Raw genomic sequence first — 22,554 nt, forward strand, 5'->3', positions numbered from 1 at the left:
ACCCGGAAGCTAAGCCTTACAGCGCCGATGGTACTGCAGGGGGGACCCTGTGGGAGAGTAGGACGCCGCCGAACAATTTTTGGAGAAAACCCCGCACCTTTCGGTGCGGGGTTTTCTGCGTTTTCAGGGGCGGGGCCCCTGGTGGCCCCGCCTTTTACAGACGTCCTGCGGCCTTCAGTTCCAGGTATGCGTCGGACAGGGCGGGGGCCAGTTCGTCCGGTGTTGCGTCGACGACCGTGACGCCGTGCCGGCGGAGTTGTTCCGCGGTGCGGTGGCGTTCTGCTTGTGCCTGTGCGGCTGCGGCAGCGTCGTAGACGGCCTCGGTGGTTCCGCGGGCCTCCGCCATCCGGGACACGTGTGGGTCGGCCACCGATGCCAGCAGCACCGTGTGGCGCTGGGTCAGTTGCGGGAGAACGGGAAGCAGGCCTTCTTCGATCGGGGCTGCGTCGAGTGTCGTGAGCAGCACGATCAGGGAGCGGCGTGGGGCCGTTCGGAGTGCGGTGGCGGTCAGGCCGCGGGCGTCGGTTTCGAGGAGTTCGGGTTCGAGCGTCGCCATGGTGTTGACGAGGGCGGGGAGCATGTCCCCTGCCGTCCGGCCCTGGACGAGGGCGCGTACCCGGCGGTCGTACGCGAGGAGATCGACACGGTCGCCGGCGCGGGATGCCAGGGCGGCCAGGAGGAGGGCCGCGTCCATGGACGCGTCGAGGCGGGGGACGTCGCCGACGCGTCCGGCCGAGGTACGGCCGGTGTCGAGGACGAGCAGGATGTGGCGGTCGCGTTCGGGGCGCCAGGTGCGTACGGCGACGGTGGATTGGCGGGCTGTGGCGCGCCAGTCGATGGAGCGGGTGTCGTCGCCGGGGACGTACTCGCGCAGGCTGTCGAATTCGGTGCCTTCGCCGCGGGTCAGCACGCTGGTGCGGCCGTCCAGTTCGCGGAGACGGGCCAGTCTGGAGGGCAGGTGCTTGCGGCTGGCGAAGGGGGGCAGGACGCGTACCGTCCAGGGGACCTTGTGCGTGCCCTGGCGGGCGAACAGACCGAGGGGGCCGTAGGAGCGGATCGTGACGCGGTCGGCCTGCCGGTCGCCGCGTCGGGTGGGGCGTAGACGGGTCGTCACGCGGCGGCGTTCGCCGGGCGGCACCGTCAGGCGGTGGCGGGACGCCGTGGACTCCGTGCCGGGCTGCCAGCTGCTGGGCGGCCAGGCGTCGCGGAGATGGGCGCGGAGCGGCCGGCCGGACGGGTTGGTGACCGTGAGGGTGACGTCGGCGGTGTCGCCCAGGCGGGCGGAGGTGTCGCCGGAGCGGGACAGGCGCAGGCGGCGTACGGGAGCGGCCAGGGCGAAGTCGCAGGCGCAGGCCGCGGCCAGGGGTGCGTTGACCGCGAGGATGCCGGTCCAGCCGGGGTCCCAGATGCCGACGGGGAGGGAGCCGAGGGCCGCGAGGAGTGCGGCGCGTCCGGTGAGTGCCATCAGCGGGGGACCGGGACGTGGGCGAGGATCGCGTTGATCACGGAGTCGGCGGTCACGCCCTCCATCTCGGCCTCCGGGCGGAGCTGGACGCGGTGGCGGAGCGTGGGGAGGGCCAGGGCCTTCACGTCGTCGGGGGTGACGTAGTCGCGGCCCGTCAGCCAGGCCCAGGCGCGGGAGGTCGCCAGCAGGGCTGTGGCTCCGCGCGGGGAGACGCCGAGGGTGAGGGACGGCGATTCGCGGGTGGCTCGGCAGATGTCGACGACGTAGGCCGTGATCTCCGGGGAGACCGTGGTCTTGGCGACCGCGGCGCGGGCGGCGTCCAGGTCAGCTGCGTTCGCGACGGGGCGTACGCCGGCGGCGCGGAGGTCGCGCGGGTTGAAGCCGGAGGCGTGGCGGGTGAGGACGTCGATCTCGTCCTTGCGGGAGGGGAGGGGGACGGTGAGCTTGAGGAGGAAGCGGTCCAGTTGAGCTTCCGGGAGGGGGTAGGTGCCTTCGTACTCGACAGGGTTCTGGGTCGCCGCGACCAGGAACGGCTCGGGGAGCGGGCGGGGCGTGCCGTCGACCGTGACCTGGCGTTCCTCCATCGCTTCGAGGAGGGACGACTGGGTCTTCGGGGGCGTGCGGTTGATCTCGTCGGCGAGGAGGAGGTTGGTGAAGACCGGGCCGGGCTGGAAGGAGAACTCGGCGGTGCGGGCGTCGTAGACGAGCGAGCCCGTCACGTCGCTCGACATCAGGTCGGGGGTGAACTGGACGCGCTTGGTGTCGAGCTCCAGGGCGGCGGCGAGGGCGCGGACGAGGAGGGTTTTGGCGACTCCCGGGACGCCTTCGAGGAGGACGTGGCCGCGGCACAGGAGGGCGACGACGAGGCCGGTCACGGCGGGATCCTGGCCGACCACGGCCTTGGCGATCTCGGCGCGCAGGGCTTCGAGGGCGGCGCGGGCGTTGCCCGGGTCGCCGGTCTGCCCGGCGTTGTCAGTGGTCGGGTCCATCATGGACGGCGTACCTCTCTTTCGAGGGCGTCGAGTTGGTCGGCGAGGGCGATGAGTGCCGCGTCGTCGCTGGGCGGCGGGCCGAAGAGGAGGGTGTGCAGGGGCTGCCGGTCACCTCGGAGGTGGGCGGACAGCGCGGGGAGCAGGGCCTCGGGCGTGTGTGCCTGGGCCACGGGGACGCCTACGAGGGGGGCGAGGCGGGTGCGGGTGGTGGAGCGAAGAGCGGCGCCCGCGCGGTCGCGGGCGCCCGCCTTGCGGTAGAGGCGGGCGCGGCCTTCCACGGTTTCGGAGGCGCGGACCGCGACGGGGAGTTTTTCCGGCACCAGGGGGCCGAGTCGCCGTGCCCGCCACAGGGCGGCGAGGGCTGCGGCGACGAAGAGCTGCAGGGTGCCCCAGAGCCAGCCGGAGGGGAGCAGGTCGAAGAAGCTGCGTTCGTCGTCCGGGGCGGGGGCGTCGGAGAGCGAGGGGAGGTACCAGACCAGGTGGGGGCGGGAGCCGAGGAGTTGCAGGGCGAGCGAGGCGTTGCCGTGGTCGTCGAGGTGGTTGTTGTAGAGGATGTCGGGTGCGCCGAGGACGACGGTGTCCCCTGCGGGGGTCTCCTCGGCCGGTCCTGCGGAGGTGTCGGGCAGGCGCAGCAGTGTGGCCAGGCGCTGGCTGGGGTAGCAGGCGTCGGCACCGGGGTGGGTGCTGGTGTAGCGGATGCCGCCTGTGTCGGCGGTGCCCGCGCGGCGGGCGGCGGGCAGGTCGCAGTCGGGGGCCAGTGTCGACTCGATGCTGAGTGCGGGGTCGGCCGTGACGCCGGGGGCGAGCTGCTCGACGGAGGTGCTGCCGGGCGCCACGAGGACGGTACGGCCGCCGGAGCCGGCGGTCGCGGAGCGCAGTTCGGTCTGCTGGCGCTGCGTCAGGCGGTCGGGCACGGCGACGAGGAGTGTGGTGTCCTGTCCGGTCGCGGCGCGGGCGTCGGCCAGGGTGGTGACCACGCGCGTGGAGACGCCGCGGTCGGCGAGGAGCTCGGCGACGGCCCGGCTGCCGTAGGGGTCGGCGGAGCGCGGGTCGAGCTCGCCGTGCCGGGCGTCGGAGCGGACGACGGCGATCGCGACGGCTGCGGCGAGCAGCAGGACGAGCGCGAGGGCGATGCCTCGCGCGCGTGTCCACAGCCGGCGTCCTGTGGGCGAGGCCGAGGTGGTGGGGAGCGTGGCCTCGGTGGTCATCCGGCGGCTCCCTGGCGGGTGTTCCGGTCGGCCCTGTCGGCCAGGTGCGGCTTGCTGCGTTCCAGGTCGCTGTCGAGGTCGGCGAGGCGGCGGTACGCCTGCTCGGACCCCGCCCGGCCGCCGTACGTGACGTCGTCGAAGTCCCGGGCCGCGGCGCGCAGCCGGTCCCCGTGGTCGGGCAGGGAGCGGCCCGCCTCCGCGGCCGCCTCGTCGGCGGTGCGGCCGGGGCGGATGTCGAGGAGGGCGCGTTCCTCCAGCGCGCGAACGATGGCGCGCATGCGTTCCTGGACGGCCTGGCTCCAGTGGCCCTGGGCCGCGTGTGCCTCGGCGGCGGCGCGGTGGTCGGCGGCGCTGCGGGGGCGGTCGTCGAACAGGGCGGGGGAGGAGACGGGGCGGCGGCGCGGGGTGCCCAGTCGCCACCAGAGGGCGCCCAGGACCGCCAGTACGGCCACGACGATGACGACCAGGCCGAGGGTTCCTCCCGGCGTCGCGGTGGATGCGGCGCTGAACAGCTTGTCGACCCAGTCCCAGAAGGCGTTGAGGGCGCGCTGGAACCAGCTGGGGTCGTTCTCGTGGTACATGCGCTTGGACAGTTCGCGCCGTGCCGCTTCCCGGGCGGGGTCGCGCGGGATCGTCACCGGCGGTTCGTCGTCGGAGCGCGGAAGCGACAGTACGGAGGTGTCGCCGGCGCGCAGCAGCGTGCGTACGGCCGCGCGTGGCAGCACCTCTGTGAGAACTCCCCCCGCCGGGCTCACCGCATCAGCTCCCCGGGGTGGTGCCGGGGGCGCCGGAGGCGGGGCCCTGGACACCCGCGGCGCGGGCCAGTTCGAGGTCGAGGGCCTCGCGGCGGATGCGCTGGTCGATGTAGAGCAGCACGGTGACGCCCGCGGTGATCGGGAAGGTGATCATGGAGCCGATCACCGAGCCGATGCCGCTGACGACGAGGAACGTCCAGCCGAGGTCGCCGCTGCCGTCGAGGAAGCCGCTGACACCGTCGCCGCTGAGGGCAGCGGCGAGGAAGGTGAAGGGGATGATGATGATCGACGCGACGACGTTCGCGATGATCGTCGCGAGCAGCTGGATGCCGAAGACCCGCCACCAGGAGCCGCGCACCAGCTTGGTGGAGCGGCTCATGGCCTTCTTGATGCCCTGCTTCTCCAGCATCAGCGCGGGGGATGCCAGGGAGAGGCGCACCATGAGCCACACCGTGACGACGGCTGCGGCCATGAAGCCCAGGACGGTCAGGGCCACACCCGCCTCGCCGCCCGCCGTGGCGGAGACGGCGAAGCCGGGCAGCATGCCGACCGTGAGGATGCCGGCGACGATCAGCAGCAGCAGGAGGATCAGGCCGAACAGCTTCGCCACCTGGGGACGGGCGTCCCGCCACGCCTCGCCGGTGGTCACGGGCCTGCCGAGCACGGCACGACTGGTGACGGTGGTCAGCAGGGCGGTGGCCACCACGGTCCCGATCAGGGAGATCAGGAAGATGACGCCCGAGTTGATCGTGGTGTCGGCCAGGGCGTCGCCGAGTTCGCTGAGGGTGGCGTTGGGGTCGTCCAGGGCCTCGCTGCTGGTGTCGTCCAGGACGAAGCCCTGGAGCAGCACGACGACGATCTCCGTGACGACGGCGACGGTCAGCGCGATCCCGAGGACCGTGCGCCAGTAGGTGCGCATGGTGGAGACCGCGCCGTCGAGGATCTCGCCGACGCCGAGCGGGCGCAGTGGGATGACGCCCGGCTTGGCGGCGGGCGGGGGGCCGCCCCAGCCGCTGCCCCAGCCGCCGTATCCACCGGGGGTGCCGTGGCCGCCGTAGCCGCCGCCCTGACCGCCGTAGCCGCCCGGGGCGCCGGGGTGCCCGGGGGGAGGGGTGCCCCAGCCGGAACCGGGCGGTGCGGGAGGCGGGGCCTGGCCGGGGGCGGCAGGACCGGTGGGCGCCGACCACTGGCCGGGGGGCGGCTGCTCCTTGGACCACTTCGTGCCGGGGTTCGCCGGCTCCGCGCCCGGCTGGTCCGCGGGCTGCGCGGGCCGGTCGGTGCCGGGGCGGTCGGCGGGTTCGGTGGGGCCGGACGCGCCGGGCTCCCGCCCGTCGGACGGGGCGGATCCGGGCGAGGCCCAGCCCGGAGTGTCGTTCATCGTCGCTCCTTCACGGTGCCCGACCGCGGTCGCGGCGGCAGGTTGGCAGCCATCGTGCCATGGGGTGGTCGGCTGCGGACCGGGCGCGGTACGGGCTGCGCACCTTCAATTGTCCGTCGGATAGGGGGCAGACTGACCGCATGGCTGATCAGTACGCGCAATTCGGTGAGGACAAGCGGCTGTCAGAGATCCCGGCCCTGCGCTGGGAGGAACCCCCCGAAGGCCCGGTGCTGGTCCTGCTGGACCAGACGAGGCTTCCGGCCGAGGAGGTCGAGCTGGTCTGCACGGACGCGTCCGCGCTGGTGGAGGCGATCCGTTCGCTCGCCGTGCGCGGGGCGCCGCTGCTCGGCATCGCGGGCGCCTACGGTGTCGCGCTCGCGGCCGTGCGGGGCTTCGACGTGGAGGAGGCAGCGACCGCCCTGGCGGGCGCCCGGCCCACCGCGGTGAACCTCGCCGTCGGCGTGCGCCGGGCCCAGGCGGCCCACAGGGACGCACTGGCCAGGACCGGCGACGTCCGGCAGGCCGCGCAGGCCGCGCTGGCCGCCGCGCGGACGCTGCACCGGGAGGACGCCGAGGCCAGTGCCCGCATGGCCGGGCACGGCCTGGCGCTGCTGGACGAGCTGCTGCCCGGCGGAGGGCACCGCGTGCTCACGCACTGCAACTCCGGATCGCTGGTGTCGGGAGGTGAGGGAACGGCGTTCGCGGTGGCGCTCGCCGCGCACCGGGCCGGGCGGCTTCGGCGCCTGTGGGTGGACGAAACGCGTCCGTTGCTGCAAGGTGCTCGCCTGACGGCGTACGAGGCGGCCCGCAACGACATGGCGTACACCTTGCTCACCGACAACGCGGCCGGTTCGCTGTTCGCGGCCGGTGAGGTGGACGCGGTGCTGGTCGGGGCCGACCGCATCGCCGCCGACGGGTCGGTGGCGAACAAGGTGGGGAGCTATCCGCTCGCGGTGCTCGCGCGGTACCACCACGTGCCGTTCATCGTGGTGGCGCCGGTGACGACGGTGGACCCGGACACGCCCGACGGGGCGTCCATCGAGGTCGAACAGCGCCCCGGGTACGAAGTGACCGAGGTCACGGCACCTCAGGTGCCGGTGGCAGGAGCGGGAGGGGGGATTCCGGTGGCGCCCCTGGGGACCCAGGCGTACAACCCGGCGTTCGACGTGACACCGCCGGAGCTGGTGACGGCGATAGTCACCGAGGAGGGCGCGGTCTCGCCCGTGACGGCCGAGGCGCTTGCCGAGCTGTGTGCCAGGTCACGCCAGGTAACGATTAGCTAATGGGATGATGTCGTTTATGAAGGGACGAGTCCTTGTCGTCGACGACGACACCGCACTGGCCGAGATGCTCGGCATTGTGCTGCGTGGTGAGGGTTTTGAGCCGTCTTTCGTAGCCGACGGCGACAAGGCGCTGGCCGCCTTCCGGGAGACCAAGCCCGATCTGGTGCTGCTCGACCTCATGCTGCCCGGACGGGACGGCATCGAGGTCTGCCGCCTGATCAGGGCGGAGTCGGGTGTGCCGATCGTGATGCTGACGGCGAAGAGCGACACCGTCGACGTCGTGGTGGGTCTGGAGTCGGGTGCCGACGACTACATCGTGAAGCCGTTCAAGCCGAAGGAGCTGGTGGCCCGGATCCGGGCGCGGCTCAGGAGGTCCGAGGAGCCGGCTCCGGAGCAGCTCGCCATAGGTGACCTGGTCATCGACGTGGCCGGTCACTCCGTGAAGCGGGACGGGCAGGCGATCGCGCTGACGCCGCTGGAGTTCGACCTGCTGGTCGCACTGGCCCGCAAGCCGTGGCAGGTGTTCACGCGCGAGGTACTGCTGGAGCAGGTCTGGGGCTACCGGCACGCGGCCGACACCCGGCTGGTCAACGTGCACGTGCAGCGGCTGCGCTCCAAGGTCGAGAAGGACCCGGAGAAGCCGGAGATCGTGGTGACCGTTCGTGGTGTCGGATACAAGGCGGGGCCGAGCTGACATGAGCAGGGACAGTGCCGCTTCGGCGCCCGGCCGGTCCGGGGCCCGCGCCGGGCGGCCTGTCGGCCGGGGGCCCGGAGGATCACGCTGGGGGCGTCTGCTGGAGGGCGGGCTGCTGCACGGCGGGGTGCAGGGCAGCCCGGTGCTTCGGCTGTTCATGCGCTGGGTGCGCCGGCCGCTGCTGCCCGTCATGCGGCTGTGGCGGCGCAACATCCAGCTCAAGGTCGTCGTCACCACGCTGCTGATGTCGCTGGGTGTGGTGCTGCTGCTCGGCTTCGTGGTGATCGGGCAGGTGCGCAACGGCCTGCTGGACGCCAAGGTGAAGGCGTCGCAGAGCCAGGCCGTCGGCGGGTTCGCGGTGGCCAAGCAGAAGGCCGAGGAAGCGGCGAGCACGACCGGCGACGAGGGCACCCCGGTGGACGGACGTCCCTCGCAGAACGTCATCCAGTGGATGAGCGACCTGGTCAAGTCGCTCTCCAGCGGTGGCCAGGGAGCCTTCGACGTGGTCACGCTCCCCGTGGGCGGCGACAGCGGCAGCGGACGCGGCCCGCGCGCCTCCGGCCTGGTCGATCCGTCGGCCAGCGTGCCGGAGGACCTGCGGGAGCGGATCGACGGCAGCACGGCGGCGGCCCAGCGCTACACCCGCATCCACTACAACTCCGACAAGGACTCCCAGCCGGCCCTGGTCATCGGCAAGCAGATCAACGACCCGAACGGTGAGCCGTACCAGCTGTACTACCTCTTCCCGCTCACGCAGGAGGAGAAGTCCCTGAGCCTGGTGAAGGGCACGCTGGCGACGGCCGGGGTGTTCGTCGTGGTCCTTCTCGGGGCCATTGCCTGGCTCGTCGTGCGTCAGGTGGTCACGCCCGTGCGGATGGCTGCGAGCATCGCCGAGCGGTTGTCCGCGGGGCGCCTGCAGGAGCGGATGAAGGTCACCGGCGAGGACGACATCGCTCGGCTCGGGGAGGCCTTCAACAAGATGGCGCAGAACCTCCAGCTGAAGATCAACCAGCTGGAGGACCTGTCGCGCATGCAGCGGCGCTTCGTCTCCGACGTGTCGCACGAGCTGCGTACGCCGCTGACGACCGTGCGGATGGCCGCCGACGTCATCCACGACGCGCGCGTGGACTTCGATCCCGTCACCGCGAGGTCGGCGGAGCTGCTCGCCGACCAGCTGGACCGGTTCGAGACGCTGCTCGCGGACCTGCTGGAGATCAGCCGCTTCGACGCGGGCGCGGCGGCGCTGGAGGCGGAGCCGATAGACCTCAGGGAGGTCGTACGGCGGGTCGTCAGCGGCGCCGAGCCGCTCGCCGAGCGCAAGGGCACCCGGATACGCGTGGTGGGCGACCAGCAGCCGGTCGTCGCCGAGGCCGACGCCCGGCGGGTGGAGCGGGTCCTGCGCAATCTCGTCGTCAACGCCGTCGAGCACGGTGAGGGCAGGGACGTGGTCGTCAAGCTGGCCGCGGCCGGCGGCGCGGTCGCCGTGGCGGTGCGCGACTACGGCGTCGGCCTCAAGCCCGGCGAGGCGACCCGGGTCTTCAGCCGTTTCTGGCGGGCGGATCCGGCACGCGCGCGTACCACCGGTGGTACGGGCCTGGGACTGTCGATCGCCCTGGAGGACGCGCGGCTGCACGGCGGCTGGCTGCAGGCCTGGGGCGAGCCGGGCGGCGGCTCGCAGTTCCGGCTGACGCTGCCCAGGACGGCGGACGAGCCGCTGCGGGGCTCGCCGATACCGCTGGAGCCCACGGACTCGCGGCGCAATCGCGGACTCAACGACGCCGGTCTGCCGCACGGCGGGGACCGGGCGGTCACCGTCCCGGCGCAGTCGTCGGTGGGTCACGCACCCCCGGCGCCGGCCCGGGACCCGATTCCGCCGCGGCCGGCCGCCATGGTCCCCACGGCCGACCCGACGGCACTGCCCGGCAACGGCGCGCGCGTGGTGCCGCGGTCCGTTTCGGGCGCCCGGAGGCAGGACGACGCACCCGCGCCGGAGGCGGCGGGCCGCGAGGACGCCGTGACGGACGACTCGAGCAGGCAAGGGGAGGCATTTCGTGGGCGTTGACCGCGAGGGGGGCCGTCGGCGGCGACCGGCGCGCGCGGTGACGTACGCCGCCTGTGGCGTCGTACTGCTGACGGGGTGCGCGTCCATGCCCGACAGCGGGGATCTGCGGGGCGTGGAGTCCACGCCGCGGCAGGATCCGCAGGTGCGGGTGTTCGCGATGCCGCCGCGGGAGGACGCACCGCCCGCGGAGATCGTGCAGGGCTTCCTGGAGGCCCTGACCAGCGACGACCCGCATTATGAGACGGCGCGCAAGTACCTGACCGGCGAGGCCGCGAAGACCTGGCGGCCGGAGCTGTCCACGACCGTCCTCGCGGGCGGGCCGGGTACCGAGTCCGACCACTCGGGCGGCCGCGAGGAGGGCGACGACTACTCGGTGACGCTGACCGGCACCAGGGTCGCCACGGTGGACGCGCAGCAGTCGTACGCGCCCGCGGACGGGGACTACCGCAAGTCGGTGCACCTCTCGCGGGACGGCAAGAGCAGGCAGTGGCGCATCGATGTGCTGCCGCAGGGCGTCGTCATGGGCAAGTCGGACTTCCAGCGCAATTACATGTCCGTCAACAAGTACTACTTCGCCTCGAACACCGCGTCGAAGGCCGAGGCGGGGACGAGCGGGCAGCCGGCGGCCGTCGCCGATCCCGTCTACGTGCGCCGGCGGGTGGATCCGATGACACAGGTGGTGCGTTCCCTGATCAGCGGGCCGACGAGTCTGCTCCGGCCCGTGGTCAGGTCGAGTTTTCCCACCGGTACGGCGCTGGCCAAGGGTGCCTCGCTGACCCCCGACGACAGCAACAAGCTGACGGTGCCCTTGAACGACAGGGCCGCCCGGGTCGACGCCGACCAGTGCGACGAGATCGCAGCCCAGCTGCTGTTCACGCTGCAGAGCCTCTCCCCGGTGCTGGACGAGGTGGAGCTGAGGTCGGGCGGCAGGCAGTTGTGCTCGCTCACCGAGGGCCGGGCGGAGGCGGTCGCGGCGCGTGGCTCGGCGCAGCACCCCGACTACCTGTACTTCGTCGACGACGAGCACCGCCTGGTGCGGATCGCCGCGGGCAGCAACGCCACCAGGGCCGAGCCCGTGCCCGGGGCGCTGGGGGAGGGCGGTACGGCCCTGCGGTCGGTGGCGGTGTCCCGCGACGAGCACACGGCGGCCGGGGTCGGCCTCGACGGCAAGTCGCTGTACGTCGGGTCGCTGGTGTCGGGCGGTTCGCTCGGTGACCCGGTGCTGGTCAGCGGGGGCAAGACGGAGGAGGCCCGGCTGACGGCACCCAGTTGGGACGCGCAGGGCGACTTGTGGATCGCCGACCGCGACCCGGCCGACCCGCGGCTGCTGATGCTGAGCGAGGGCGCGGGCGAGCCGGTCGAGGTGCGGACACCGGGTCTGGACGGACGGGTCCAGGCCGTGCGGGTGGCCGCCGACGGGGTGCGGATCGCGCTGATCGTGGAGAAGGACGACAAGCGGTCGTTGCTCATCGGGCGGATCGAACGGGACGAGAAGGCCACGGAACGGCCGGCCGTCACCGTCGTCGAACTGCGCTCCGCGACCCCCGAGCTGGAGGAGGTCACGGCCATGTCGTGGGCCGGCGACAGCCGGCTCGTGGTGGTCGGACGCGAGCGAGGGGGCGTGCAGCAGATCGGGTACGTCCAGGTCGACGGCTCCACCCCGGAGGCGTCGGTGCCCGCCGCGCTCACCGGGGTGAAGGAGATCGCCGCGTCCGAGGACGACCGGCTGCCGCTGGTGGGGTATTCGGAGGACGCGATCGTGCGGCTGCCGTCCGGGATGCAGTGGCAGAAGGTGACGGAGGGGACGGCGCCGGTCTATCCGGGGTGAGGTGCGCGCCCACACGGGCGTTCACCCGTGTGGGGATGCGCGGTGACCGGCGCGTGGAGTTTTCCACAGGGCGTTGTCCACAGCCCTGGCGGGCCTGTGCGGGCGTTGGCACAGTGGTGGCCATGCGGGGCTGGTGGCAGGACCTCACCGACCTGGTGCTGCCGGCCGAGTGCGGGGGCTGCGGCAGGGCTCGCACGGTGCTCTGCCCGGAGTGCCGTACGGCTCTGAGCGGGGCCGCACCGCGCCGGGTGCGACCGGTGCCGGAGCCGCCCGGACTGCCGGTGGTGCATGCGGCGGCCCGGTACGCGGACGAGGTGCGGGCCGTGCTGCTGGCCCACAAGGAGCGGGGTGTACTGGCCCTCGCCGGGCCGCTCGGCACCGCCTTGGCGGGGGCGGTGCGGGCGGGGCTCCGGGAGGTGTGGACGGGAGGCGCTCGGGTGGGGAACGACGGTACGGGGCCCGCGGGCCGGCTCGGGCCCGTACTGCTCGTGCCCGTGCCCTCCTCGCGGCGGGCGGTGCGGGCGCGCGGCCACGATCCGGCGCGGCGGATCGCCCTCGCGGCGGCGGGTGAGCTGCGGCGGACCGGGACGCCCGCCCGGGTGCTCGCCGTCCTGCGGCAGCGGCACGCCGTGGCCGACCAGTCGGGGCTCGGCGCCCGGCAGCGCATGGACAACCTCACGGGCGCGCTGGCGGTCGCTCCCGGCGGCGCCTCGCTGCTCAGCCGCGGTGGTCCCGTCGTCCTGGTCGACGACCTCATGACGACCGGGGCGTCCCTCACGGAGGCGGCACGTGCCGTGCGGGCGGCGAGGACGGAGGCGATCGTGGACATGGCGCCCCCGTCTGAACCGCCGACGGGGCCGGGCACGTACAACTCGGCGAGAACGGCTGTGTATCCGTCGGCCGTCTGGGAAGGCAGAGAGGAACGGAAGGCAGGAGAAACGCCGGAGGCAGCGGCCCGGGAACCGGAAGGGCCGGGAATGGCGGGGCCCGGAGGCGGTGACGTGATCCGTGAAGTGATCTGCGCGGCCGTCGTCGCGGCATCACCGGACTCTTTCGAAATAAACCGGAACTGACCAAGAACTTATGACGTTGCAGACAATGAGAGGGCCAATTCACCGGAACGGAGGTACGCCGCAGTAGAGGGTGACGACATCCGTCCGGGCGAGATATGTTCGGTTGTGAGGCAAAGCCGCAGGCCACACCTCTCGTATCCGAATGCCGTGCTGCGGGTATTTCCGTCTTCACCCGCACCGGTGGAGTGGAGATCCCGCCCATGGGGGAGGAGGTGGAAGTCACCGAGTCCGGGGTTCCGGCGCTTACCGGAACCGGGTGCAAAAGGGAGATGCTCCGCCGACCGAGCGGAGCGATCCGGGAACGGAGTTCTGCGTGGACATCGTCGTCAAGGGCCGCAAGACCGAGGTGCCCGAGCGGTTCCGCAAGCACGTGGCCGAGAAGCTGAAGCTGGAGAAGATCCAGAGGCTCGATGCCAAGGTGATCAGCCTCGACGTCGAGGTGTCCAAGGAGCCCAACCCCCGACAGGCCGACCGCTGTGACCGAGTGGAGATCACGCTCCGCTCCCGCGGTCCGGTGATCCGGGCGGAGGCAGCGGCGAGCGATCCGTACGCGGCGCTCGACCTGGCGGCGGAAAAGCTCGACGCCCGGCTGCGCAAGCAGCACGACAAGCGCTTCTCGCGACGCGGCGCGCGCAGGATCTCGGCAGCTGAGGTCCCCCACCACGTCCCGGGCGCGGCTACGCTCAACGGGAACGGTGACGTCGCCTCGCAGGAGCAGCAGGCCGGTGTGCCCACCAAGAAGATCGGCTCGCTCGAGGTCCAGGGCGAAGGCCCCCTCGTCGTCCGCGAGAAGACCCACGTGGCGGCACCGATGACCCTCGACCAGGCGCTCTACGAGATGGAGCTGGTCGGGCACGACTTCTATCTGTTCGTCGACTCCGAGACCAAGGAGCCCAGTGTCGTCTACCGGCGGCACGCCTACGACTACGGCGTGATTCACCTCAGTACGGACACGATGGTCACCGATGCGCGCTCTCCCGAGGCGGGCGGTGCGCTCGGCGGCTGACGACGCCGGATGACAGCGGAACCGGTGCCCCTGGAGCGCGTGTGCGCCCCCAGGGGCACCGGTGTGCCACGGTGTGCGACCACTCGGCGGCCCGCTCTGTCACCCCGGTGCCGGCCGGGCATGAAATCATGGCGGCAACGACCCAACCGGTGGGTCGGCGCCTTGGGTTGGCGATGGCTCAGGACCACCGGCCACAGCCTTCAGGGGGAGGAACGATGGCGGACAGCTTCGGACCGATGCGGGACGAGGACGCCGACGGTGGCGTCGTCGGCATGGGCCCGGACGCGGGCTCTGCACGCAAGGAGCCGATCAGAGTCCTGGTCGTGGACGACCACGCCCTGTTCCGCCGTGGCCTGGAGATCGTGCTCGCGGCCGAGGAGGACATCCAGGTCGTGGGGGAGGCCGGTGACGGTGCCGAGGCCGTGGAGAAGGCCGCCGACCTGCTGCCGGACATCGTCCTGATGGATGTCCGGATGCCCAAACGGGGCGGCATCGAGGCGTGCACCTCCATCAAGGAGGTGGCTCCCAGCGCGAAGATCATCATGCTGACGATCAGCGACGAGGAGGCCGACCTCTACGACGCGATCAAGGCGGGCGCGACCGGATATCTCCTCAAGGAGATCTCGACCGACGAGGTGGCCACCGCCATCCGCGCGGTGGCCGACGGGCAGTCGCAGATCAGCCCTTCCATGGCGTCCAAGCTGCTCACCGAGTTCAAGTCGATGATCCAGCGGACCGACGAACGCCGGCTCGTCCCCGCCCCGCGGCTCACGGACCGCGAGCTGGAGGTCCTCAAACTCGTCGCCACGGGAATGAACAACCGGGACATCGCCAAGGAACTGTTCATTTCCGAGAACACCGTGAAGAACCACGTGCGCAACATCCTGGAGAAGCTGCAGCTGCACTCCAGGATGGAGGCCGTGGTGTACGCGATGCGGGAGAAGATCCTCGAAATCCGGTGACGGCCGCGAGGGTCAGCCGAGCAGCCGGGCCAGCTCCTTCGCGAGGGGCTCACGCAGCTCCGGCGCGTCGACCCGCTCCACGCGTACGTCCGTGCAGTCCACCCAGGTCGCCGCCTCGGTCAGGGCCTGGGCCACCGCCGGCACCGCCCTCGGGCCGTCCAGTGTGACCTGCTTGGCCACCAGGGTGCGTCCCTCGCGCGCCGGGTCGACCCGGCCGACCAGCCGGCCGCCGGCCAGGACCGGCATCGCGAAGTAGCCGTACACCCGCTTCTGCTTGGGGACGTAAGCCTCCAGGCGGTGGCTGAAGCCGAAGATCCGCTCAGTGCGCGCCCGCTCCCAGATGAGGGAGTCGAAGGGGGACAGCAGCGTCGTGCGGTGCCGTCCGCGCGGGGGCGTCCGAAGGGCCGCCGGGTCCGCCCAGGCCGGTCTGCCCCAGCCCTCCACCACCACCGGGACCAGGCCCGAATCGGCGATCACGGCGTCGACCTGCTCGCCCTTGAGCCGGTGGTAGTCGGCGATGTCCGCGCGCGTGCCGATGCCCAGGGACTGCCCGGCCAGGCGGACGAGGCGGCGCAGACACTCGGTGTCGTCCAGGTCGTCGTGCAGCAGTTCCTGAGGTACCGCGCGCTCGGCCAGGTCGTACACGCGCTTCCAGCCGCGGCGTTCGACGCACACCACCTCGCCGTACATCAGCGCCCGCTCGACGGCGATCTTCGTGCCCGACCAGTCCCACCACTCGCTGGTCTTCTTGGCGCCCCCCAGCTCCGTCGCCGTGAGGGGGCCTTCGGAGCGGAGCTGCTTGACGATCTGGTCGTACGTGCCGTCGGGGAGGGGGTGGTTCCAGTGCGGGCGGTTGCGGTAGGCGCGGCGGCGGAAGGCGAAGTGGGGCCACTCCTCGATCGGGAGGATGCAGGCGGCGTGCGACCAGTACTCGAAGGCGTGCGTGTCCTTCCAGTAGGCGTTCTCGATCGTCTTGCGGCCCACCGCGCCCAGACGGGCGTACGGGATGAGTTCGTGGGAGCGGGCGAGGACCGAGATGGTGTCGAGCTGCACCGCTCCCAGGTGGCGGAGGACGCCGCGGACGCCTGCGCGGCGGTCGGGGGCGCCGAGGAAGCCCTGGGCCCGCAGGGCTATGCGGCGGGCTTCGTCCGCCGAGAGTTCCGTCGCGTGGCGCGGGAGGGTCGTCATAGGTCCGCACGATAGGGGGTGGGTCTGACAGTCGGGGTGGGTGCGGTGTGGGTTCGCGGGGCCCGGCGCCGACGGGGTGGCGCCGCGCCCACCCGTGCCGGCCCCCGAGAGGGACCCTCACGCTCCGGGGAGGCCCGACTGCCCGCAGCTACGGCGTCGGCATGGGCCGGGAACGCGCCGGCAGGTACGGGGCCGTCGACGGGAGGGACAGGTCCGACGGGAGGAGGGAGCCGACCCAGCAGTCGCGGCGTACGCCCTTGTTGCTGATCGCGGAGCGCAAGGTGCCCTCCATGGTGAAGCCGGCGCGTTGCGCCACCGCGCGGGAGGCCGTGTTGCCGACCTCGGCGCGCCATTCCACGCGGTCGATCGCCAGGCGGGTGAAGGCCCAGCGGGACACGGCGACGGCGGCCTCGGTGATGTACCCGTGCCCGCGGTGCTCCCTGGTGCCCCAGAAACCGATCTCACCCACCCCCAGGGTGATCATCGTGATGCCGAGCATGCCCACCAGGTCGCCGGTGGGGAGGAAGAGTCCGAAGGTGAACGCCGAGTCGTTCGCCCAGCCGTCGGGGACCATCTGTCCGGTGAAGCTCCGCGCGTGTTCCGGCAGGTACGGCGAAGGGATCGTGGTCCAGCGCTGGATCTCGGGGTCCTGGCAGGCGGCGTGGACGGCTTCGGTGTCGCCGGGGCCGACCGCCCGCAGGACGAGCCGGTCGGTGGTGAGTGTGAGGGGGTCCATCGGCTGATTCTGCTGGGAGACGGGTGAAGGCCGCCAATCTTTTGCCGTGCGTGCACGGGTGATCACAATTCGCGAGAATCGTCGGCGGATGCGGCACCATCCACCGGCCTCGGACGTTGTCCTCAGTGAAAGCAGACCGGAAGCAGGAAGAAACGGCACGCGGTTCCCCGCCACGGCAGGCCTCCCGGGGCGGCGGGGTCCTCGCATACGATGGCCGTTGCTCAGTCAGTGAAACGGAAACCGACCGTCCCAGGCCCGACCGGCAAGGAGACCAACCCCCGTGTCCGTCCTCTCGAAGATCATGCGTGCAGGCGAAGGCAAGATCCTGCGCAAGCTGCACCGCATCGCGGACCAGGTCAACTCCATCGAAGAGGACTTCGTCGACCTCTCCGACGCCGAGCTGCGGGCCCTCACCGATGAGTACAAGCAGCGGTACGCCGACGGTGAGAGCCTGGACGACCTGCTGCCCGAGGCCTTCGCCACCGTGCGCGAGGCCGCCAAGCGCGTCCTCGGCCAGCGTCACTACGACGTGCAGCTGATGGGCGGCGCGGCGCTCCACCTGGGCTACGTGGCCGAGATGAAGACCGGTGAGGGCAAGACCCTCGTCGGCACCCTGCCCGCCTATCTGAACGCCCTCTCCGGCGACGGCGTCCACATCGTCACGGTCAACGACTACCTGGCCGAGCGCGACTCCGAGATGATGGGCCGCGTCCACAAGTTCCTGGGCCTGAGCGTCGGCTGCATCCTCGCCAACATGACGCCGGCCCAGCGCCGCGAGATGTACGGCTGCGACATCACCTACGGCACGAACAACGAGTTCGGCTTCGACTACCTGCGCGACAACATGGCGTGGTCCAAGGAGGAACTCGTCCAGCGCGGCCACAACTTCGCCATCGTCGACGAGGTCGACTCCATCCTCATCGACGAGGCCCGTACGCCGCTGATCATCTCGGGTCCGGCCGACCAGGCCACCAAGTGGTACGCCGACTTCGCCAAGCTGGTCACCCGCCTCAAGCGCGGCGAGCAGGGCAACCCGCTCAAGGGCATCGAGGAGACCGGCGACTACGACGTCGACGAGAAGAAGCGCACGGTCGCCATCCACGAGACGGGCGTCAGCAAGGTCGAGGACTGGCTGGGCATCGACAACCTCTACGAGTCGGTGAACACCCCGCTGGTCGGCTACCTGAACAACGCCATCAAGGCCAAGGAGCTCTTCAAGAAGGACAAGGACTACGTCGTCATCGACGGCGAAGTCATGATCGTCGACGAGCACACCGGCCGTATCCTCGCCGGCCGCCGCTACAACGAGGGCATGCACCAGGCGATCGAGGCGAAGGAAGGGGTGGACATCAAGGACGAGAACCAGACCCTCGCCACGATCACCCTGCAGAACTTCTTCCGCCTCTACAACAAGCTCTCCGGCATGACCGGTACGGCGATGACCGAGGCCGCCGAGTTCCACCAGATCTACAAGCTCGGCGTGGTCCCGATCCCGACCAACAAGCCGATGATCCGCAAGGACCAGTCGGACCTGATCTACCGCACCGAGGTCGCCAAGTTCGAGGCGGTCGTCGACGACATCGTCGAGAAGCACGAGAAGGGTCAGCCGATCCTGGTCGGCACCACCTCGGTCGAGAAGTCCGAGTACCTCTCGCAGCAGCTCAGCAAGCGCGGCGTCCAGCACGAGGTGCTGAACGCCAAGCAGCACGACCGTGAGGCGACGATCGTCGCCCAGGCCGGCCGCAAGGGCTCCGTGACGGTGGCCACGAACATGGCCGGCCGCGGTACGGACATCAAGCTCGGCGGCAACCCCGAGGACCTCGCCGAGGCGGAGTTGCGCCAGCGCGGCCTCGACCCCGAGGAGCACATCGAGGAGTGGGCCGCGGCCCTGCCCGCCGCCCTGGAGCGGGCCGAGCAGGCGGTCAAGGCGGAGAAGGACGAGGTCGAGAAGCTCGGCGGCCTCTACGTGCTGGGGACCGAGCGGCACGAGTCGCGGCGTATCGACAACCAGCTGCGCGGCCGCAGCGGCCGCCAGGGCGACCCGGGCGAGTCCCGCTTCTACCTGTCGCTGGGCGACGACCTGATGCGGCTGTTCAAGGCGCAGATGGTCGAGCGCGTGATGTCGATGGCGAACGTCCCGGACGACGTGCCGATCGAGAACAAGATGGTCACGCGCGCGATCGCGTCCGCCCAGTCGCAGGTCGAGACCCAGAACTTCGAGACCCGCAAGAACGTCCTGAAGTACGACGAGGTCCTCAACCGGCAGCGCGAGGTCATCTACGGCGAGCGGCGCCGGGTCCTGGAGGGCGAGGACCTGCACGAGCAGGTGCAGCACTTCATGGACGACACGATCGACGCCTATGTCCAGGCGGAGACCGGCGAGGGCTTCCCGGAGGACTGGGACCTCGACCGTCTGTGGGGTGCCTTCAAGCAGCTCTACCCGGTGAAGGTCACCATCGAGGAGCTGGAGGAGGCGGCCGGCGACCGGGCCGGCCTGACCGCGGAGTTCATCAGCGAGTCCATCAAGGACGACATCCACGAGCAGTACGCGGCGCGCGAGACGCAGCTCGGCTCCGAGATCATGCGGGAGCTGGAGCGCCGGGTCGTGCTGTCGGTCCTGGACCGCAAGTGGCGCGAGCACCTCTACGAGATGGACTACCTCCAGGAGGGCATCGGCCTGCGCGCGATGGCGCAGAAGGACCCGCTGGTCGAGTACCAGCGCGAGGGCTTCGACATGTTCCAGGCCATGATGGACGGCATCAAGGAGGAGTCCGTCGGCTACCTGTTCAACCTGGAGGTCCAGGTCGAGCAGCAGGTCGAGGAGGTCCCCGTCGAGGAGGCGGCGCCCTCGCTGGAGAAGGCGCCGCAGGACGCGGTGCCGGCGCAGGCGGGCGCGCGCCCGGAGATCCGTGCCAAGGGGCTCGACGCCCCGCAGCGCAGGGACCTGCACTTCTCCGCGCCGACCGTGGACGGTGAGGGTGGCGTCGTCGAGGGCGAATTCACCACCGACGGGGAGCCGGTGCGGTCCGAGACCGACGGCCTGACGCGCGCGGAGCGCCGCAAGCAGGCCAAGGGCGGGCGGCGTCGCAAGAAGTGACGGTGCCTGCGGCGCCGTGGCGGTAAAGGGGCCTGCGGCGCCGTGGTGGTGCAAGGGCCGGTCACCCTCGGGGTGCCCGGCCCTTCGTCATGCCCGTGGGCCGGTGATCCGTCCCTCGCCGTGGGGGTCAGTCGTCGTCCGCCGTGCGCGGCCTGCGGGGGCCGCCCAGCTCGACCGCCGTGCAGCGCCAGCGGAGGTCCTGGCCACGTTCCAGCCGGAAGGCCATGGCGCGCAGCTGGTCGCCCGCGCCGATGCGGGCGAAGACCTCCAGGGCACCCGGGCGGGGTTCGAAGTAGCCGATGTCGCGGACGACGGGGAGGGCGCCTCGGGTGCGCAGGGGGCCGCGTTCGGCGAGCCGGGCCAGTTCGTCGTAGGCGCGCCCCGCGGTGTGCCGGAGCATCGAGTGGACGGGACGCCGGCCGCTGAGCACTCCGAGGAGGCGCTCGGCGAAGAGGTCCGTGGGTCGGGGCTGGGGGACGGGCGGGACGGGGCGACGGGGCGTCTGGGCAGGCACGACGGGGGCGACTGCGGGCGCGGCCCGGCGCGTCGCCGGCGTGCCCGGCGCTGGCCGTGAGGCCGGCGCGGTCCTGCCCGGCCCGGTCGCCGGCGAGCGGGTGTCCGCGGGCCTCGTCGCGGCCCGGCGCGACCTGCCGGGTGAGCCTGGCGGGCGGCCACCGGGCGCACCGGTCCGGGAGGTGCTCCCACCGGGCCTACGGGGCGGAAGGCCGCCGGGGGCGTGGGACGGAGCCTCGGCCGGGGTGTGCGGCGGTACGGCCACCGGCGTGCGGGACACGGCGCCTTCCAGCGCACGTGGTGCCGTGGCGGACGGCGAGGGGGCCGTCTCGGAGGGTGTGCGCGGGGTCGGGCCATGTGGGGTGTGCGGTGGTGTGGCCGAGGGTGTGAGTGGCGTGGTGCTGGACGGTGTGCTGTGTGCGGTGTCGTACGGGCTGTGAGGGGCCGTCTCGGAGGGTGTGTGCGGGGTCGGGTCATGTGGGGTGTGCGGTGGTGCGGCCGAGGGTGTGAGGGGCGTGGTGCTGGACGGTGTGCCGTGTGCGGTGTCGTACGGGCTGTGAGGGGCCGTCTCCGACGGTGTGCGCGGTGACCTGGCGGACGGTGACGGTGTGGGGGTGTCCGGGGCCTGGTGGGGCTTCTGGGTGGGGTTCGGGTTGGGTGGGCGGGTGCTCGGGCGGAGCTGGGCCCTGGTCATGACCTTGTGCATGTGACTCCCCGTTCGGCGGCCCGGGAATACCGGGCAGTAACTTGTTGGTCGGGGATCTTGTACGGGGACCTCGCGGGCGGCGGCAAGGACGCGGGCGGGCGAGTCGCGGCGGTGGGGAGGTTCACCTATCCGAGTGAGGAAGGGGGCGCGGAAGCCCGGTACGGAGCGGGCGCACCGGGTGAGTTCCGGGGCCCGAGGTGGACGGGTCCGGCGTCATGGGCGGGAACCCGAAAGGGGACGCCCGCACGTATCCTGAAGGCTCTCCCAGCGGAGCCCCGACCACGAAAGCGGCCAGCCATGCGCGTCTACGTCCCCCTGACCCTCTCCGGTCTCGCCGAGGCGCACAGGACGGGAGAGCTGGGGGCCGGACCGCTCGTCGCGTACGCCGTGACGCCGGCGCTGCGCGAGTGGTACCTCTCGGACGACGTCGAGGAACTGGAGTACGCGGCCCTGGGCCGCGCCGCGCTGGCCTCACTGCGGCTGCTCGCGGCCGACGCCGGGGCGGCACGGCGCAGGGTCGTGGTCGCGGCCGACGTACCCGACGGCACGGCCTCGGCCGACCCCGACCGGGGACTCGACCCGGCCGCCCTCGGCGAGGTCCGGGTCACCGGGGCCGTGCCGCTGGCCAAGGCCGCCGCGGTGCATGTCGACGCCGCCGACGCGGAGGCGGACGTGGCCGCCGCGGCCGGGGCGCTCGCTGCGGCGGACGCCGGGGACGACGAGGCCCAGTTCGTGGTGGACGGGGCCGAGGACCACGAGCTGCTCTGGTACGCGACGCAGGAGATCCCGAACCTGGTGGGGCTCGGCGACTGACTCCGTCCGCCTTGACTGTCGGTGGCGGCGGGTACTTTTTCTGGCATGGGGATGCAGACTGACGCGCACATCGTCTGGGACTGGAACGGGACGCTGTTCCACGACAATGACGCGATCATCGGAGCGACGAACGCGGCCTTCGCCGAACTGGGACTGAAGCCGATCACGCTCGAGCAGTACCGGGCGCTGTACTGCGTCCCGGTGCCGAAGTTCTACGAGCGCCTGATGGGTCGGCTGCCCACCGACGCGGAGTGGGAGGTCATGGACGAGACCTTCCACCGCTACTACACCGAGCACCGTGTGCGGTGCGGGCTGACCGAGGGCGTGGCGGAGCTGCTCGCCGGGTGGAGCTCGGCCGGGCGCAGCCAGTCCATCCTCAGCATGTACGGCCACGAGGATCTGGTCCCTCTGGTCAGGGGCTTCGGCATCGAGGCGCACTTCATACGCGTCGACGGGCGCACCGGGCCCTCCGGCGGCAGCAAGGCCGAGCACATGGTCCGCCACCTCGCCGCGCTCGCCGGCGTGCAGCCCGCCCGTACGGTGGTGATCGGGGACGCCGCCGACGACGCGGTGGCCGCGCGGCACGTGGGGGCGCAGGCCGTGCTCTACACCGGGGGCTCCCACGGCCGGGCCAGCCTGGAGGGGGCCGGTGTGCCGGTGGTGGACACGTTGGCGGAAGCCGTCGCGGAGGCGGAGCGGCTGGCTGCCTGAGCGGATGGCCACCGCCGGCCGCGTCTCTGTGCAGAACGTCAAACTTCCACCCCCGGATTTGTACACATACGGCTCATGACGGGC

Annotated in this window: 18 protein-coding genes and 1 rRNA gene; 11 read left to right on the plus strand and 8 right to left on the minus strand. The window is 71.9% G+C overall.

Annotated elements, in window-relative coordinates; translation table 11 throughout:
• A 5S ribosomal RNA gene (gene rrf / locus IE260_RS43350) occupies positions 1 to 74 on the plus strand; the annotation flags it as partial.
• Positions 75 to 154: 80 nt separating this feature from the next.
• Here rrf and IE260_RS04105 read toward each other — a convergent pair.
• The 5 genes from IE260_RS04105 to IE260_RS04125 are packed head-to-tail and all read right to left on the minus strand — an operon-like array spanning position 155 to position 5,798.
• A complete protein-coding gene (locus IE260_RS04105; protein WP_189869075.1) occupies positions 155 to 1,465 on the minus strand; it encodes a DUF58 domain-containing protein in 1,311 nt (436 codons plus the stop codon).
• Positions 1,465 to 2,454 (minus strand): AAA family ATPase, encoded by a 990-nt coding sequence (locus IE260_RS04110; RefSeq protein WP_189869405.1) that lies wholly within the window; start codon positions 2,452 to 2,454, stop codon positions 1,465 to 1,467. Before IE260_RS04110 ends, IE260_RS04105 begins: the two co-directional genes overlap by 1 nt.
• On the minus strand, positions 2,454 to 3,665 hold the full coding sequence (locus IE260_RS04115) for a DUF4350 domain-containing protein (RefSeq protein ID WP_189869076.1): 1,212 nt from the start codon (positions 3,663 to 3,665) through the stop codon (positions 2,454 to 2,456). The genes IE260_RS04110 and IE260_RS04115 overlap by 1 nt, the downstream gene beginning before the upstream one ends.
• The gene (locus tag IE260_RS04120) at positions 3,662 to 4,420 is read right to left on the minus strand and encodes a DUF4129 domain-containing protein (RefSeq protein WP_189869077.1); all 759 of its coding nucleotides are present in this window, start codon (positions 4,418 to 4,420) and stop codon (positions 3,662 to 3,664) included. The genes IE260_RS04115 and IE260_RS04120 overlap by 4 nt, the downstream gene beginning before the upstream one ends.
• A 4-nt stretch (positions 4,421 to 4,424) precedes the next feature.
• Positions 4,425 to 5,798 carry a proline-rich domain-containing protein gene (locus IE260_RS04125; protein WP_189869078.1) on the minus strand — a complete coding sequence of 458 codons (1,374 nt, stop codon included), beginning with the start codon at positions 5,796 to 5,798 and terminating at the stop codon, positions 4,425 to 4,427.
• Between the two features lie 140 nt (positions 5,799 to 5,938).
• On the opposite strand from IE260_RS04125, the gene mtnA reads away from it, so the two are divergent.
• The 7 genes from mtnA (at position 5,939) to IE260_RS04160 (ending at position 14,706) form a co-directional block, all read left to right on the plus strand.
• Positions 5,939 to 7,081, plus strand: coding sequence for an S-methyl-5-thioribose-1-phosphate isomerase (mtnA, locus tag IE260_RS04130; RefSeq protein WP_189869079.1), 1,143 nt, complete (start codon positions 5,939 to 5,941; stop codon positions 7,079 to 7,081).
• Positions 7,082 to 7,085: 4 nt separating this feature from the next.
• On the plus strand, positions 7,086 to 7,775 hold the full coding sequence (gene mtrA, locus IE260_RS04135) for a two-component system response regulator MtrA (protein WP_189869080.1): 690 nt from the start codon (positions 7,086 to 7,088) through the stop codon (positions 7,773 to 7,775).
• A gap of 1 nt (position 7,776) precedes the next feature.
• Positions 7,777 to 9,837, plus strand: coding sequence for an MtrAB system histidine kinase MtrB (gene mtrB, locus IE260_RS04140; RefSeq protein WP_189869081.1), 2,061 nt, complete (start codon positions 7,777 to 7,779; stop codon positions 9,835 to 9,837).
• The gene (locus tag IE260_RS04145; RefSeq protein WP_189869082.1) at positions 9,827 to 11,665 is read left to right on the plus strand and encodes an LpqB family beta-propeller domain-containing protein; all 1,839 of its coding nucleotides are present in this window, start codon (positions 9,827 to 9,829) and stop codon (positions 11,663 to 11,665) included. Before mtrB ends, IE260_RS04145 begins: the two co-directional genes overlap by 11 nt.
• A 122-nt stretch (positions 11,666 to 11,787) precedes the next feature.
• Positions 11,788 to 12,738: a ComF family protein gene (locus tag IE260_RS04150; RefSeq protein ID WP_189869083.1), complete on the plus strand. Its 951-nt coding sequence runs from the start codon at positions 11,788 to 11,790 to the stop codon at positions 12,736 to 12,738.
• Between the two features lie 313 nt (positions 12,739 to 13,051).
• A complete protein-coding gene (gene hpf, locus IE260_RS04155) occupies positions 13,052 to 13,744 on the plus strand; it encodes a ribosome hibernation-promoting factor, HPF/YfiA family (RefSeq protein ID WP_189869084.1) in 693 nt (230 codons plus the stop codon).
• Positions 13,745 to 13,959: 215 nt separating this feature from the next.
• A complete protein-coding gene (locus IE260_RS04160; RefSeq protein ID WP_189869085.1) occupies positions 13,960 to 14,706 on the plus strand; it encodes a response regulator in 747 nt (248 codons plus the stop codon).
• Positions 14,707 to 14,718: 12 nt separating this feature from the next.
• Here IE260_RS04160 and IE260_RS04165 read toward each other — a convergent pair whose 3' ends face one another.
• A complete protein-coding gene (locus IE260_RS04165; protein WP_189869086.1) occupies positions 14,719 to 15,894 on the minus strand; it encodes a winged helix-turn-helix domain-containing protein in 1,176 nt (391 codons plus the stop codon).
• A 148-nt stretch (positions 15,895 to 16,042) separates the two neighbouring features.
• Positions 16,043 to 16,630 (minus strand): GNAT family N-acetyltransferase, encoded by a 588-nt coding sequence (locus tag IE260_RS04170; protein WP_189869087.1) that lies wholly within the window; start codon positions 16,628 to 16,630, stop codon positions 16,043 to 16,045.
• Positions 16,631 to 16,910: 280 nt separating this feature from the next.
• Here IE260_RS04170 and secA point away from each other — a divergent pair, with 280 nt between their 5' ends.
• Positions 16,911 to 19,727, plus strand: a complete 2,817-nt coding sequence (gene secA / locus IE260_RS04175) for a preprotein translocase subunit SecA (RefSeq protein WP_189869088.1) — start codon at positions 16,911 to 16,913, stop codon at positions 19,725 to 19,727.
• 127 nt (positions 19,728 to 19,854) lie between these two features.
• On the opposite strand, the gene IE260_RS04180 is transcribed toward secA, so the two are convergent.
• Positions 19,855 to 20,532 carry an Rv3235 family protein gene (locus tag IE260_RS04180; protein ID WP_373303315.1) on the minus strand — a complete coding sequence of 226 codons (678 nt, stop codon included), beginning with the start codon at positions 20,530 to 20,532 and terminating at the stop codon, positions 19,855 to 19,857.
• 711 nt (positions 20,533 to 21,243) lie between these two features.
• Between IE260_RS04180 and IE260_RS04185 the strand changes: the two genes are divergently transcribed.
• Together IE260_RS04185 and IE260_RS04190 are read left to right on the plus strand one after the other, a co-directional pair.
• The gene (locus IE260_RS04185) at positions 21,244 to 21,759 is read left to right on the plus strand and encodes a DUF6912 family protein (RefSeq protein WP_189869089.1); all 516 of its coding nucleotides are present in this window, start codon (positions 21,244 to 21,246) and stop codon (positions 21,757 to 21,759) included.
• A gap of 45 nt (positions 21,760 to 21,804) precedes the next feature.
• Positions 21,805 to 22,470, plus strand: a complete 666-nt coding sequence (locus tag IE260_RS04190) for an HAD family hydrolase (RefSeq protein ID WP_189869090.1) — start codon at positions 21,805 to 21,807, stop codon at positions 22,468 to 22,470.
• Positions 22,471 to 22,554 lie beyond the last annotated feature (84 nt).

The organism is Streptomyces viridiviolaceus (assembly GCF_014650995.1).
In the GTDB taxonomy this organism is placed as follows: Bacteria; Actinomycetota; Actinomycetes; order Streptomycetales; family Streptomycetaceae; genus Streptomyces; species Streptomyces viridiviolaceus.

Excerpts from the sequence above, each read along its gene's own strand:
- IE260_RS04110 (WP_189869405.1), bottom strand. The coding sequence starts at position 2,454 with ATGGACCCGACCACTGACAACGCCGGGCAGACCGGCGACCCGGGCAAC.
- IE260_RS04165 (WP_189869086.1), bottom strand. The coding sequence starts at position 15,894 with ATGACGACCCTCCCGCGCCACGCGACGGAACTCTCGGCGGACGAAGCC.
- IE260_RS04150 (WP_189869083.1), top strand. The coding sequence starts at position 11,788 with ATGCGGGGCTGGTGGCAGGACCTCACCGACCTGGTGCTGCCGGCCGAG.
- IE260_RS04185 (WP_189869089.1), top strand. The coding sequence starts at position 21,244 with ATGCGCGTCTACGTCCCCCTGACCCTCTCCGGTCTCGCCGAGGCGCAC.
- mtrA (WP_189869080.1), top strand. The coding sequence starts at position 7,086 with ATGATGTCGTTTATGAAGGGACGAGTCCTTGTCGTCGACGACGACACC.
- IE260_RS04190 (WP_189869090.1), top strand. The coding sequence starts at position 21,805 with ATGGGGATGCAGACTGACGCGCACATCGTCTGGGACTGGAACGGGACG.
- IE260_RS04170 (WP_189869087.1), bottom strand. The coding sequence starts at position 16,630 with ATGGACCCCCTCACACTCACCACCGACCGGCTCGTCCTGCGGGCGGTC.
- IE260_RS04125 (WP_189869078.1), bottom strand. The coding sequence starts at position 5,798 with ATGAACGACACTCCGGGCTGGGCCTCGCCCGGATCCGCCCCGTCCGAC.
- IE260_RS04105 (WP_189869075.1), bottom strand. The coding sequence starts at position 1,465 with ATGGCACTCACCGGACGCGCCGCACTCCTCGCGGCCCTCGGCTCCCTC.
- mtnA (WP_189869079.1), top strand. The coding sequence starts at position 5,939 with ATGGCTGATCAGTACGCGCAATTCGGTGAGGACAAGCGGCTGTCAGAG.
- mtrB (WP_189869081.1), top strand. The coding sequence starts at position 7,777 with ATGAGCAGGGACAGTGCCGCTTCGGCGCCCGGCCGGTCCGGGGCCCGC.
- IE260_RS04115 (WP_189869076.1), bottom strand. The coding sequence starts at position 3,665 with ATGACCACCGAGGCCACGCTCCCCACCACCTCGGCCTCGCCCACAGGA.
- IE260_RS04160 (WP_189869085.1), top strand. The coding sequence starts at position 13,960 with ATGGCGGACAGCTTCGGACCGATGCGGGACGAGGACGCCGACGGTGGC.